This is a genomic window from Agaricicola taiwanensis (genome assembly GCF_014635245.1).
GTDB lineage: Bacteria > Pseudomonadota > Alphaproteobacteria > Rhizobiales > Methylopilaceae > Agaricicola > Agaricicola taiwanensis.
On the sequence record NZ_BMCP01000005.1, the window covers coordinates 1 to 12785 of the forward strand.

The following is a 12785-nucleotide window of genomic DNA, read 5'->3' on the forward strand; positions in this document are numbered from 1 at the left end:
AGAACCAAAACCCGCCCCCATGAGTGTCAGGGATGTCTCCGAACGAGTGTCAGGGATGTCTCCGGTCTTTACAACAAGGCCTAGCATGACGTGTTTTGGATGATGCCGCAGCCAGATCCGTCACTCCTCGCGCACGGTGAGGGCGAGAACAAGACCGAGGACACCCAGCGCCCCCGTCAGCATCACCACGGCGGGCCAGCCGCCGTGGCTCCAGAACCAGCCGCCGACCGAGCCGGTGACCGAGGAGCCGAGATAATAAAACAGGAGGTAGAGCGAGGAGGCGTGGCCCTTGGCGGCACCGGCAAGGCGGCCGATCCAGCCGCTCACCACCGAGTGGGCGATGAAGAAGCCGACCGTCACCATGACGATGCCGAGGATGATGAGCGGCAGCGGCTGCGCCAACGTCACCAGGACGCCCGCCACCATGATCAAGACACCCGCCGCCAGCGGCAGGCGGCGGCCGAAGCGATCGGCAAGGCCTCCCGCCATGGAGGAGGAGACGATGCCGAAGGCAAAGGCCAGGAACACCATGGCGATGGCGGTCTGGCTGAGGCCGTAGGGGGCATCGGTCAGCCGGAAACCGGTGTAATTGAACATGGTGACGAAGACGCTGGTGAGCGCGAAGCCCACGGCGAAGAGCCGCGCCAGCCGCGTGTTCCTGAGGTGGCCGCCCCAGGTGGCGAGGTGATAGCGCGGCCTGAAGCCGCGCTGCACCACGAAATTGCGCGAGGGCGGCAGCAGCGCGACAAAGCCCAGCGCCGCGGCGAGGCCGACTATGCCGAGGATGCCCATGGCGCCGCGCCAGGAGGTGAGCTCGGTCAGGACGCCCATGCCAACCCGGCCCACCATGGCGCCGAAGGCGGTGCCCGCCACATAGAGGCCCATGGCTTTCCCGAGGTGGCGCGGGTCGATCTCCTCGGCGAGATAGGCCATGGCCACCGCCGGCACGCCGCCCAGCACGAGACCCTCGGCGAGGCGCGTCACCAGCAGCATGTTCCAACTTGGCGACAGCGCCACCGCCATGTTGAGGACGGCGGCCAGCGCCATGGAGGCGAACATGAGGCCGCGCCGCCCCAGAGCCTGCGAGAAGGCGCCAGCGGCGAGGATGGCGAAGGCGAGCGCTCCTGTCGTCAGCGAGAGCGCCAGGGAGGCCGAGGCCGGGCTGATGCCGAAGCTCTGCGCGAAGGCCGGCAGCAGCGGCTGAACGCAGTAGAGCAGCGAGAAGGAGGAGAAGCCGGCGAGGAACAGCGCGATGCTGACCTGCCGGTAGGCGGGAGTGCCGCGCTGGATCTGCTGGGGAGGGACGTCTGCGCGTGGTGCCGGTGCGGCGGGGCGGTCAGGAACCGGCGCCAGACCGGGGATGCTGGTGATGCTCATGATGACCTTCTAGATGTCACCACGGCGCCCGCCGGTCCAATATATGGTAGATGCGATCTTGATATGTTTTGGAGATAGCCCCGCCATGGAGCTGCGCCACATCCGCTACTTCCTCGCCGTGGCCGAGGAGGGCAACTTCACCCGCGCCGCCGCCCGCGTCGGCATCGGCCAGCCGCCGCTGAGCCAGCAGATCCGTGATCTGGAGGAGGAAGTCGGCACGCCGCTCTTTCATCGCGTTCCCCATGGCGCGGAGCTGACCGAGGCGGGGTCGGCCTTTCTGGCGGCCGTGCGCGGCATGCCCGATCAGGTGGCCCTCGCCACGCGCGCTGCCCGGCGCGCCGCCCGGGGCGAGACGGGCACGCTGCGCGTCGGCTTCACCGGCGCGTCGATCTTCAATCCGCTGGTGCCCGCGACCATCCGGGCCTATCGCCGCGCCTTTGCCGAGGTGGACCTGATCCTGACCGAGGCCAACAGCATTGGGCTGGTCGCAGCGCTGCGCGAGGAGAACATCGATGCCGCCTTCGTGCGCCCCAACGGCGCGGAGGGCGACGATATCGTGGTGCACCGCTTCGCCGACGAGCCCATGGTGCTGGCCCTGCCCAAGGGGCATGGCGCGGTGCAGGGCGACGGCGGCGGCGCCATGGACCTTTCAAGCCTTGCCGCCGAGCCCTTCATCCTGACGCCGCATTACATCAGCCCGACGCTGCTGGACGCGGCGGTGGAGGCCTGCCGCAGGGCCGGCTTCGAGCCGATCCTCGGCCAACCGGCGCCGCAGATCGCGACCGTCCTGTCGCTGGTGGCGGCGGAACTGGGCGTCTCCATCGTGCCGGCCTCCATGCGGCAGCTCAATGTGGCCGGCGTCGCCTACCGCGACATCGCGGGCGAGCCCCCGGTGGCGCGGCTGGCGCTGGTGCACCTCAAGACCAACCGAACGGCGCTGGTGCAGAATTTCGCGGCCAGGGCCATCGCGCGCAACAGGGCCCGGAAGGGGTGAGGGAGAAGTCTCCAGCCCCACGTTGGCATAAGCGCTCAAAGTGTATGATTGACTGATTGGCATATTGTCTGGCAATCTCGCTTTCAAGTTGATTGCCACCGACCAGCCAGCGGGATGGGAAACACAATGAGCGATGGATCGATGTACGATGCCGGCCTCAAGAATCGCCGGGAAGTTCTCGGCGCCGATTACGTGGACAACTCCATCGGGAACGCCGATTCCTTCAATTCGGAGTTCCAGGAGCTTGTCACGCGGTACTGCTGGGGCGAGGTGTGGTCGCGCGAGGGGCTTACCCGTCGGGAGCGTTCCCTGATCAATCTCGGCATGATCTCGGCGCTCAACCGCCCGCATGAGCTCAAGCTCCATGTGAAGGGCGCGTTGAACAACGGCCTCACCCGCGACGACATCAAGGAGGTTCTCCTCCAGGTCATGATCTATTGCGGCGTGCCGGCGGCCGTCGACAGCTTCCGCGTCGCGCGTGAAGTGCTGGGGCATGACAACGACCGATAGGGTCATGTCCTCAGGGGGATCGCCATGTACGGGCACATCTATCACAGCTTTGCGCGCGCCCCTTTAAGCCTGATCGACAGGTTCAAGGGCGTGCCGACCTCGACGCTAAGCGACGCCATGGGCCGGCATGGCGCCATGAAGTCGGAGATCCGTCCCATATTCGACGACATCAGCCTGGTCGGTTCGGCCTTCACGGTCCTCTGCTTTCCCGGCGACAACCTCATGACCCACAAGGCGCTCCAGATGGTGGGGCCGGGCGATGTCCTGGTGATCGACGACGGCGACCACGACACCGGCTGCTTCGGCCATCGCAGCGCCCTTCAGGCAAGATCCCGCGGCGGGGTTGGTGTTGTCGCAAGCGGTTCCATCCGTGACCTTGCCCTGCTGCGGCGCGAGCGCTTTCCGGTTTTCTGCCGCAGCGTCTCGCCCCGGGCGCCGCAGAAGAACACGCCGGGGTCGATCAATGTCCCCGTGCAGGTCGGCGGGCTGGCAGTGTGCCCGGGCGATATCATCGTCGGGGATGATGACGGGGTGGTGGTCGTGCCGCTGGCATCGGCCGAAGAAATCCTTGCCAAGGCCCTGCAGCGCGATCGCGCTGAAGCGGATGCCATCGCGAAGGGAGAGACGGGAGAGCTGCCGCTCGATCCCACCCATGGCGCGCTGCAACTGGATCAGATTCTGAAAGGCAAGGTGATCGAGCATTTCGAGCCCTATGCCCGTTCGTGACGGAAGAGGCGCTCCATGACGAAATATAAGCATTACATCGATGGCGCCTTCGTCGATCCCGATGGTGGCGGCTGGTTCGAGACGCTAAACCCCTATACCGCCAAGCCCTGGGCCGAGATCGCGCGGGGCAATGCCGCTGACGTCGACCGCGCGGTCGAGGCGGCCCACCGCGCATTCGAGGAGGGCCCCTGGTCTGTCAGCACGGCCAGCGAGCGCGGGGCGGTGCTGCGCCGCATCGGCGATCTCGTCGCCCGCGATGCGGAACGTCTCGCGGCGATCGAGGTCCGCGACAACGGCAAGCTGATGGCCGAGATGCTGGCGCAACTGCGCTACATCCCGAGCTGGTATTACTATTACGGCGGCCTTGCCGATAAGGTCGAGGGCGCGGTGCTGCCGCTCGATAAGCGCGGCTACCTGAACTACACGCGCTACGAACCTTTGGGCGTGGTGGCGGTAATCACGCCATGGAATTCGCCCCTGCTGCTCACGACATGGAAACTGGCGCCCGCGTTGGCGGCCGGCAACACCGTGGTGATCAAGCCATCGGAGTTCACATCGGCGTCCGTGCTGGAATTCGTGAAGCTCATGGAAGAGGCGGGGGTGCCTCCCGGCGTCGTCAATGTCGTCACCGGTTTCGGGGCGGAGGTCGGCAGCCCGCTGGTCGAGCACCCGAAGGTGGCAAAGGTCGCCTTCACCGGATCGGACGCGACCGGCAAGAAGATCTATGCGCAGGCCGGCCAGACCATGAAGCACGTCACCATGGAGCTGGGCGGCAAATCGCCCAACATCGTCTTCGCCGACGCCGATCTCGACGATGCCGTCAATGGCGCCATCTCCGGCATTTTCGCCGCCAGCGGCCAGACCTGCCTTGCCGGGTCGCGCCTGCTGGTGGCCGATGAGATCCACGACGCATTCCTTGAGCGGCTGGTCGCCAAGGTGAAGAGCGCGCGCATGGGCGATCCTGCCAGCATGGAGACCCAGGTCGGCCCCATCACCACGCCGCCGCAATACCGCAAGGTGCTCAATTATATCGATATCGCAGTCGGTGAGGGCGCGACGCTGGTGGCTGGCGGCGGGCCTGGCAAAGCGCCCGAATGCGGCGACGGCTGGTTTGTCGAGCCGACGATCTTCAAGGACGTCGGGAACCACATGCGGATCGCGCAGGAGGAGGTGTTCGGCCCGGTCCTCTCCGTCATCCGCTTCAAGGACGAGGAGGACGCGCTGCGGATCGCCAACGAGACGATCTATGGGCTGGCCGCCGGCGTCTGGACGCGCGACATCGGCCGCGCGATCCGCATGACGGAAGCCTTGCGGGCGGGCACCGTCTGGGTGAACACATATCGCGCCACCAGCTTCATGTCGCCGTTCGGCGGCTATCGCCAGAGCGGCATCGGACGTGAGAACGGGGCGGAGATGATCAAGGAATACATGCAGGTGAAGAGCGTGTGGATGAACTTCGGCGCGCCCTCCACCAATCCCTTCATACAGAGATAGCGATGGACGAGACGGCAACTGATTTTCGAGTGGCGGCGACCCCGGCGACCCTGCGCAAGCAGGTGGAGGACAAGCTCCGGCAGGCGATCGTGACCGGCTATTTCAAGCCCGGCGCACATCTGTCCGATCGTGCCCTCTGCGAGATGTTCCAGGTCAGCCGCACGCTGGTGCGGGAGGCCATCCGGCAGCTCGAGGCCGAAGGGCTCATCGAAACCCTGTTGCATCGCGGCTCTTTCGTCCGGGTCATGTCCTCGGCCGAAGCGGCCCAGATCTATGACGTCCGGGGTGTTCTGGAAGCGCTCGCCGCGAAGGGCTTCGCGCGCAACGCCAGCAGTGCCCAGGTCGCCGAACTCAAGGCGGTGTTCATGGAGCTCAAGAAGCTCAGCACGGCCAGGAAGGCGGCCAATGTCCTCAGCGTCAAGCAGCGCTTCTATGAGGTGCTGCTGGAGGGGTCGGGCAATGACTACGTCACCCGCATGCTGGGGCAGATCCTCAACCGCAACACGCTGTTGCGGGCAACCTCGCTCTCCGATCCGGAGCGCCTGCCGAACACGGTCCAGGAGATCGGCGCGCTCATCGCCGCGATCGAAAAGCGCGACGAACAGGCGGCATGGGATGCAAGCCTGGAGCATGTCCGCAGCGCGGCGAAGGTCGCGATCGACGTTCTGAAGCGACAGGAGGCCGAACTCGGCGGCGACGGCCGCAAGACGCCGCGAAAGGCGGTCCCGGCCGGATCTGCCGATCAGGGAGGATGACGGCGGCCGTCTGGGCCGCCGGATGAAACACAAGCGGCGCCAAAGAAGCGCCGCGACAAAGCACCGGGAGGAAAAACATGAAGCTGCAGATCACGAAGGATTTGCTGAGCGGGGCCCTGTTCCTGCTGATCGGGCTCGGCACGATCATCATCGCCCAGGGCTATCGGCTCGGCACCGCCGCGAACATGGGGCCGGGCTATTTCCCGATCATGCTCGGGTCGATCGTGGCGTTGATCGGCGCCGTGATGCTGGTCAAGGCGGCGCGAAACCCCGAGACGTCGGAAATCATCCAGACGTGGGAATTCCGGCCGCTCGTCTTCCTGACCGCCGCCATCCTCCTGTTCAGCGCGCTGATCGACACGCGCGGCGCCATCGCCGGGGTCGTTGTCCTGATCCTCGTCGGCCGCCTCGCCGGACGTGAGGGCAGCATGCTGGAACTCGCCATCATGGTGCTGGCGCTGACCGCCGCCGCGATCGGCATCTTCGTCTATGGGCTCAACATCCCCCTTCGACTGAGGCCCTGGTGATGGATCTCCTGCAACATCTGGCGCTTGGCTTCAGCGTCGCCTTTTCGCCGAGCAACCTGCTTTACTGCTTCGTGGGCGTGCTTCTGGGCACCTTCATCGGCATCCTGCCCGGCGTCGGGCCTCTGGTGACGATCGCCGTCCTTTTGCCGCTGACCTTCGGGCTGCCGCCCGAGGGCGCGATGATCATGCTGGCGGGCATCTACTATGGCGCGGCCTATGGCGGCTCCACCACCGCCATCCTGGTCAATCTGCCGGGCGAATCCTCGGCGGCGGTCACATGCATCGACGGCTACCAGATGGCGCGGCAGGGGCGCGCCGGGCCGGCGCTGGCCATCGCCGCGATCGGCTCGGTGGTGGCGGGCTGTTTCGGGACCATATTGATCGCGCTGTGCGGGCCGCCGCTGGCGCGTGTCGCGCTGCAGTTCGGCGCCGAGGAATATTGCTCCTTGATGCTCATGGCGCTTGTGTCCGCCTCCGCGCTGGTGCGTGGTTCCCTGATCAAGGGCATGGCGATGGCCTTCTGCGGCGCGATCTTCGGCTTGGCCGGAACCGACGTCAATTCCGGCGTCGATCGCTTCACCTTCGGCCTGCCCGGACTTGCCGAAGGCTTCGATTTCGTCGTGGTGGCGGCCGGTCTCTTTGCCTTCGCCGAGATCGTCTCGAACCTCGGGGTCTCGCACCAGCGGGGTTTGATCACCACCCGGGTGACCGGGCTGATGCCGACGCGTGAGGATCTGAAGGCCTCGTGGAAACCCATTCTGCGCGGCACGGCACTGGGCTCGATCCTGGGGATACTGCCCGGCGCGGGCCAGACCATCGCGTCGTTTGCCTCTTATGCCACCGAGCGAAAGCTCAGCAAGACACCCCACCGCTTCGGCCATGGCGCCATCGAAGGCGTGGCCGGCCCGGAATCGGCCAACAACGCCGCGGCGCAGACCCACTTCATCCCCACGCTGACCCTCGGCATCCCCGGAAGCGCCACCATGGCTCTCCTCCTGGGGGCGCTGATGATCCAGGGCGTCACGCCGGGACCGCAGGTGATGACGCAGCACCCGGACCTGTTCTGGGGTCTCGTCGTCAGCATGTGGATCGGCAACGTGCTGCTGGTGATCCTCAACCTTCCGCTGGTGGGGGCCTGGGTCACCCTGCTGAAGGTGCCCTATCGCTGGCTCTATCCCATCATCATGGTGTTCTCATGCATCGGCATCTTCACCGTCAACATGAGCGCCACCGATGTTGCTTTCGCCGCCTTCTTCGGTGTCATCGGCTATCTGTTCCTGAAGCTCGACTGTGAGCCCGCGCCCTTCATTCTCGGCTTTCTGCTTGGGCCCATGCTGGAGGAGAACTTCCGCCGTGCCATGCTGCAATCGCGCGGCAGCCTGAGCGTGTTCGTCACCGAACCGATCAGCGCGGCGTTCCTCGGTATCGCGCTTCTCTTCATGCTGCTCATGGTCGTTCCGATGATCGCCAAGCGGAAGGACGAGGCGATCATGGAGGAGGCATGATCTTGCCAGTATGCGCGAGGGGAATAGTAGGAGCACCAATAAGTCTGAGAGACCCGACGAGGTGTTTGGTAAGGGTCATCCGAGCTCGGCCCGCGTGCCGGGAACAAGCTTGGAGCGGCAGATGAATTCGGAGATCCAATACGACGTAATCGTTGTCGGCGGCGGAAATGCCGCCTTGTGCGCGGCGCTTTCCGCGAGGGAGGAGGGCGCAAGCGTCCTGCTTCTGGAGCGCGCGCCCGAGGAGGAACGGGGCGGCAACAGCTCCTATACCGAGGGGCTGATGCGCTTTGCCTACACCGGCTCGGAGGACATCAGGGTGCTGTCCCCGGATCTCACCGGAGATGAGATGGAGAGCGACTTCGGCTCCTACACCGAAGACCTCTTCTTCGACGATATGGCGCGCCTCACCCACAACCGGACCGATCCCGATCTCTGCGAGATCCTGGTCCGGCAGAGCAAATCCGCCATGCACTGGATGGTGAAACAGGGCGTCAAGTTCTACCCGCAGTTCGGCCGCCAATCCTTCAAGGTCGACGGCAAGTTCAAGTTCTGGGGCGGCGCCACGCTGGCGGCCTGGGGCGGTGGGCGCGGCCTCGTGGATACGCTCTACAAGGCGGCCGAGAAGGCCGGGGTGGATATCCGCTACAACGCCTGGGTCCGCGATCTCATGAGTTCCGACGATGGCATCACCGGCGTCGTCGTGAAGCTCGACAATGTCACGCATGAAATCACGGCGGGATCCGTCGTGCTTGCCTGCGGCGGATTTGAAGCCAACAGCGAATGGCGCAGCAAATACCTCGGCCCGGGCTGGGATCTGGCCAAGGTCCGCGGCAGCAAGTTCAATACCGGCGACGGGCTGGACATGGCGCTCAGGATCGGCGTGCAGCCGGCCGGCAACTGGTCGGGATGCCACGCGGTGGGCTGGGAGCGCTATGCTTCGGACTTCGGTGACTTCGCCGTCACCGACGACTATGAGCGGGACAGCTATCCCTGGTCCATCATGGTCAATGCCAATGGCAAGCGCTTCCTCGACGAAGGCGCCGATATCCGCAACTATACCTATGCGAAATATGGGCGCATCGTGCTGGAGCAGCCGGGGCAATATGCCTGGCAGATCTTCGATGCCTCCGTCGTTCACCTTCTTCGTCCCGAGTATCGGACCAAGCACGTTACGCGGGTTACTGCCAATACCATCGAAGAGCTTGCCGACAAGATGGGCGACGTCAACCGCGACGAGTTCCTGAAGACCGTGCGTGAGTACAACGCGGCGGTGAGACGGGACGTGCCGTTCGATCCGACCGTGAAGGATGGCCGCAGTGCCGACGGCCTTGCCGTGCCGAGGGCGAACTGGGCCAATCCGATCGAGAAAGCGCCGTTCGAGGCCTATGCCGTGACCTGCGGCATTACCTTTACCTTCGGTGGGCTCAGGATCTCCACGGACGCCCAGGCCATCAACACCAATCATGTTCCGGTGCAGGGCCTTTATGTGGCGGGCGAGATGGTCGGCGGTCTGTTCTACTTCAACTACCCCGGGGCGACCGGCCTGATGAGCGGAACGGTGTTCGGGCGCATCGCCGGCAGAAATGCCGCCGTCACCGCCCGCGAGAAGCAGCCGGCGTCTCGAAGACAAGCTACGGCATCCGCCGTGGGATGACACTGCCGGGGGCGGATGAGCTCTCGGCCAAACCTTGGGAGTTTTGATCGTGAGCGTGCTCAAAAAGGATACCCGGGTCGGTTTCGTCGGAATCGGCAATATGGGGCAGCCCATGACCAAACACCTCGTCGAGGCCGGCTGGGACGTCGCCTTGTACGATGCCGATCCGGCGAGGCTCGCCCAGGTCGCGGGAGAGCACGGCTGCGCCACCGCCGGCTCTCTGGAGGAGCTGGGCCGGCGTTCTGATGTCGTCATACTGATGCTGCCCGACGGCAAGATCGTCCGCCGGGTGGCCGTCGGCGGCGATGGGGGCGGCGATCACCTCCTGCTCGGCATGGCGCCCGGCAGCACGATCATCGACATGAGCTCCTCCGCGCCTGTCGGCACGCGAGAGCTTGGCGAGGCTCTTGCCCGACATCAGGTCTCGCTTCTCGATGCGCCCGTCTCAGGCGGCGTGAAGGGCGCGGTCGCCGGGACACTGGCGATCATGGTCGGCGGCCACAGGGACCTGGCGGAGCGTTTCGATCCGCTTCTTTCCGCCATGGGGCGGCGCTTCCATGTGGGCCCGCTCGGCTCCGGCCATGCCGCCAAGGTTCTCAACAACTACGTCTCGGCGGCCGGCCTCGCGGCGGCGGCCGAGGCGCTCCTGATCGCCGAGCGTTTCGGCATCGAGGGGGAGGTGCTGGTCGACGTGCTCAACGCCTCGACCGGGCGCAACAACAGCACCGAGAACAAGTTCAAGCAGTATGTGCTCAATCAGGCCTATAACTCCGGCTTCGCGCTCGATCTGATGGTCAAGGATCTCCAGCTTGCGATGGAGGTCGCCGAGGCCTGCGGCGTCGAGGCGAGCCTTGGCCACTCCTGCACGACGCTCTGGAAAGAGGCCCAGTCATGGGTCGGCCGCAACGCTGATCACACCGAATTCGCGCGCTTCATCATCGAGAGCGCTGAAGACGCCAATGAACCCGCAAGCGCCAAGGCGGGACCCCGGTGAGGGCGCTCGTGCTTTGCCGTTTTTGACGCTCGGGTCCTTGTTTTGTCCTGATATCCCCCACGACCTTGCTTTCCGGCGCATGATATAAACTATGTTGTGCCGGTCGGCTGTTGGGGGATGTCATGGTTCAGCTTCGTCAGCTTCGTTATGTCGTCGAAGTCCACCGGCGCGGAAATCATATTTCCGCTGCCGCCGAAGCGCTGAATACTTCCCAGCCCGGAATGAGCAAGCAGATTCAGGAGTTGGAACTGGAGCTTGGCTTTTCCATCTTCGAGCGAAGCCGCAACCGGGTCGTTGGTCTTACCGAGCCTGGACGGGAAGTCATCGAAGTTGCCCAGCGCATCCTCAACCAGGTCAGCAGTCTCAAGAACATCCGGGAGGATTACAGCGCCCAGGAAGTGGGCACGCTGACCATCGCGACCACCCATACCCACGCCCGCTATATCCTGCCCTCTGTCATCAAGAATTTCATGCAGCGCAACCCCGGCGTGCGCATCGGCATCCAGCAGGGAAACCCGACGGAAGTCTGCGAGATTCTGGAGGCCGGCGAGGCCGATCTGGCCGTGGGCACCGAAACCATGCGGCCCTTTCCGGGCCTGCTCCGGCTGCCGTGCTTCGAGATCACCCGCAGTCTCATCGCGCGCAAGGGGCACCCTATCCTGCGGCTGAAGAACCTGACGCTGGAGGCCATCGCGCGATATCCCATGATCGCGCACGACCCCCATCGCAGCGGCAGATGGAAGATACTCGACGCCTTCGAGCGGGAGGGCATCACGCCGACCATCCTGTTCGACGCTGTCGATGCCGATGTCAGCAAGACCTATGTGGAACTCGGCCTCGGCATCGCCATTCTGGCCACCCAGGCGGTGGACCCGCGCCACGACCGCGAGCTGCGCGCGCGCGATGTCAGCCACCTGTTCGAGGGCAGCACCAGCTACGTCAGCCTTCGAACCAATACTTATCTTCGGCGCTTCATCCTCGATTTTATCGCATTGCTTGCGCCGCAACTCAGTCCTGACCAGGTGCGCTCCGCGCTCCGGGCGCGTGAGCAGGGGCCGAAATAGGCGAGGCCCGCAGCGAGCGGGATGGCCGTGTTTCATCTAAGTAATATATCTTGCTAACAAAGCTATTGATGGGGAATATTCCCGCTTCTCGTCACAAGGAGCAGGGATGTCCAAGCTAGCCCGCCTTTTCGCGAACCGCCGTACCGTCCTGCGCGCTGTGATCGGGGGCACGCTCTCCCTGCCCGCGGCGGCCTCGTTCCAGCCCGCAGTGGCCGCTCCCGCCAAGCGCACCATCGTCCTGGTCCATGGTGCCTGGCATGGCGCCTGGTGCTACCAGCGTGTCGCTGACCTCTTAGCCGCCCAGGGCCACAAAGTGTATGCGCCAACGCTGACGGGCCTGGCGGACCGCTCGCATCTCATGAGTCCTGACATCACGCTGCAGACGCATGTCGACGACGTCGTGAACCTCATGAAGTGGGAAGATCTCGACGACATCCTTCTGTGCGGCCACTCCTACGGCGGGGCCGTCATATCGGGCGTTGCCGAGGCCATGGCGCCAAAGATCCGCTCCATCGTGTTCCTCGATGCCTTCATGCCGGAAACCGGCGAGCGGATCGTCGATCTTTCGCCGGCCAGCCGGGACAACGTCCTGGATTCGCAAGCCAAGGGCGCCACCTCCCTTCCTGCCCCACCCGCGCGCGTCTTCGCGGTGAACGAGAAGGACCGCGCCACGGTCGATGCCAAGTGCACGCCACAACCCATCCGGACATTTACCGAGGGGCTGACCATCACCGGCGCCCGCGAACGGATGAAGACCAAGGTCTATGTGCGCGGCGAACAGTATGCCCGCGACGCGTTCGACGCCTCCTACGAGAAAGCGAAGAACGATCCCAGCTGGAAGGCGTACAAGCTGGCATGCGGCCACGATGTCATGCTGGACATGCCCGACCGCGTAGCTGAAATCCTGCTCGAGGCCGCCGCAGTCTAAACTAGCTGCGACGCGATCAAGCGGGGAGCTCCATCGCTCCGCCAGCATCACCCTGAGGAGGGTGCTGCAGGCTGGTGCGCGACCGCGTCGTCTCGGGCGTGGGAACCCGATTTCGCCCAAAACGCTTCATCGCCGAACTGGAACGCCGCAACTTCACCGAAAAACAGATCAGGCAGATGGTCGACAGCGAGATTCGAGCCGTATCAGGGCCTGCTTGCGGAACTGAAGAAGATGCTGGGCGGACGTGACGGTGAAGT

Annotated in this window: 13 protein-coding genes; 12 read left to right on the forward strand and 1 reads right to left on the reverse strand. The window is 64.8% G+C overall.

All coding sequences use genetic code 11. The annotated features are described in order from the left end of the window. Positions 1 to 120: 120 nt before the first annotated feature. The gene (locus tag IEV58_RS15360; RefSeq protein WP_188410700.1) at positions 121 to 1377 is read right to left on the reverse strand and encodes an MFS transporter; all 1257 of its coding nucleotides are present in this window, start codon (positions 1375 to 1377) and stop codon (positions 121 to 123) included. 85 nt (positions 1378 to 1462) lie between these two features. Between IEV58_RS15360 and IEV58_RS15365 the strand changes: the two genes are divergently transcribed. The 12 genes from IEV58_RS15365 to IEV58_RS15420 all read left to right on the forward strand — a co-directional run bounded on the left by IEV58_RS15365 (position 1463) and on the right by IEV58_RS15420 (position 12776). Beyond that, positions 1463 to 2371 (forward strand): LysR family transcriptional regulator, encoded by a 909-nt coding sequence (locus IEV58_RS15365; protein WP_188410701.1) that lies wholly within the window; start codon positions 1463 to 1465, stop codon positions 2369 to 2371. A gap of 126 nt (positions 2372 to 2497) precedes the next feature. Beyond that, positions 2498 to 2881 carry a carboxymuconolactone decarboxylase family protein gene (locus tag IEV58_RS15370; protein WP_229729514.1) on the forward strand — a complete coding sequence of 128 codons (384 nt, stop codon included), beginning with the start codon at positions 2498 to 2500 and terminating at the stop codon, positions 2879 to 2881. Positions 2882 to 2905: 24 nt separating this feature from the next. Next, the gene (locus IEV58_RS15375; RefSeq protein WP_188410703.1) at positions 2906 to 3607 is read left to right on the forward strand and encodes a 4-carboxy-4-hydroxy-2-oxoadipate aldolase/oxaloacetate decarboxylase; all 702 of its coding nucleotides are present in this window, start codon (positions 2906 to 2908) and stop codon (positions 3605 to 3607) included. Positions 3608 to 3622: 15 nt separating this feature from the next. Then, positions 3623 to 5101, forward strand: coding sequence for an aldehyde dehydrogenase (locus tag IEV58_RS15380; RefSeq protein WP_188410704.1), 1479 nt, complete (start codon positions 3623 to 3625; stop codon positions 5099 to 5101). 2 nt (positions 5102 to 5103) lie between these two features. Then, a complete protein-coding gene (locus tag IEV58_RS15385; protein WP_188410705.1) occupies positions 5104 to 5856 on the forward strand; it encodes a GntR family transcriptional regulator in 753 nt (250 codons plus the stop codon). A gap of 77 nt (positions 5857 to 5933) precedes the next feature. Then, positions 5934 to 6383 carry a tripartite tricarboxylate transporter TctB family protein gene (locus IEV58_RS15390; RefSeq protein WP_188410706.1) on the forward strand — a complete coding sequence of 150 codons (450 nt, stop codon included), beginning with the start codon at positions 5934 to 5936 and terminating at the stop codon, positions 6381 to 6383. After that, positions 6383 to 7888 (forward strand): tripartite tricarboxylate transporter permease, encoded by a 1506-nt coding sequence (locus IEV58_RS15395; RefSeq protein WP_188410707.1) that lies wholly within the window; start codon positions 6383 to 6385, stop codon positions 7886 to 7888. Before IEV58_RS15390 ends, IEV58_RS15395 begins: the two co-directional genes overlap by 1 nt. Before the next feature lie 121 nt (positions 7889 to 8009). Further along, positions 8010 to 9542 carry an FAD-dependent tricarballylate dehydrogenase TcuA gene (gene tcuA, locus IEV58_RS15400; protein WP_188410708.1) on the forward strand — a complete coding sequence of 511 codons (1533 nt, stop codon included), beginning with the start codon at positions 8010 to 8012 and terminating at the stop codon, positions 9540 to 9542. Positions 9543 to 9591: 49 nt separating this feature from the next. After that, positions 9592 to 10536: an NAD(P)-dependent oxidoreductase gene (locus IEV58_RS15405; protein WP_188410709.1), complete on the forward strand. Its 945-nt coding sequence runs from the start codon at positions 9592 to 9594 to the stop codon at positions 10534 to 10536. Positions 10537 to 10658: 122 nt separating this feature from the next. Continuing rightward, positions 10659 to 11600, forward strand: coding sequence for a LysR substrate-binding domain-containing protein (locus IEV58_RS15410; protein WP_188410710.1), 942 nt, complete (start codon positions 10659 to 10661; stop codon positions 11598 to 11600). A gap of 106 nt (positions 11601 to 11706) precedes the next feature. Further along, positions 11707 to 12528: an alpha/beta fold hydrolase gene (locus IEV58_RS15415; RefSeq protein ID WP_188410711.1), complete on the forward strand. Its 822-nt coding sequence runs from the start codon at positions 11707 to 11709 to the stop codon at positions 12526 to 12528. A gap of 74 nt (positions 12529 to 12602) precedes the next feature. Then, entirely contained in the window at positions 12603 to 12776 is a 174-nt protein-coding gene (locus tag IEV58_RS15420) for a hypothetical protein (protein WP_188410712.1), read from the forward strand. The last annotated feature ends 9 nt before the right edge of the window (positions 12777 to 12785 follow it).

Excerpts from the sequence above, each read along its gene's own strand:
- IEV58_RS15375 (WP_188410703.1), top strand. The coding sequence starts at position 2,906 with ATGTACGGGCACATCTATCACAGCTTTGCGCGCGCCCCTTTAAGCCTG.
- IEV58_RS15415 (WP_188410711.1), top strand. The coding sequence starts at position 11,707 with ATGTCCAAGCTAGCCCGCCTTTTCGCGAACCGCCGTACCGTCCTGCGC.
- IEV58_RS15390 (WP_188410706.1), top strand. The coding sequence starts at position 5,934 with ATGAAGCTGCAGATCACGAAGGATTTGCTGAGCGGGGCCCTGTTCCTG.
- IEV58_RS15385 (WP_188410705.1), top strand. The coding sequence starts at position 5,104 with ATGGACGAGACGGCAACTGATTTTCGAGTGGCGGCGACCCCGGCGACC.
- IEV58_RS15380 (WP_188410704.1), top strand. The coding sequence starts at position 3,623 with ATGACGAAATATAAGCATTACATCGATGGCGCCTTCGTCGATCCCGAT.
- IEV58_RS15365 (WP_188410701.1), top strand. The coding sequence starts at position 1,463 with ATGGAGCTGCGCCACATCCGCTACTTCCTCGCCGTGGCCGAGGAGGGC.
- IEV58_RS15370 (WP_229729514.1), top strand. The coding sequence starts at position 2,498 with ATGAGCGATGGATCGATGTACGATGCCGGCCTCAAGAATCGCCGGGAA.
- tcuA (WP_188410708.1), top strand. The coding sequence starts at position 8,010 with ATGAATTCGGAGATCCAATACGACGTAATCGTTGTCGGCGGCGGAAAT.
- IEV58_RS15410 (WP_188410710.1), top strand. The coding sequence starts at position 10,659 with ATGGTTCAGCTTCGTCAGCTTCGTTATGTCGTCGAAGTCCACCGGCGC.
- IEV58_RS15360 (WP_188410700.1), bottom strand. The coding sequence starts at position 1,377 with ATGAGCATCACCAGCATCCCCGGTCTGGCGCCGGTTCCTGACCGCCCC.
- IEV58_RS15395 (WP_188410707.1), top strand. The coding sequence starts at position 6,383 with ATGGATCTCCTGCAACATCTGGCGCTTGGCTTCAGCGTCGCCTTTTCG.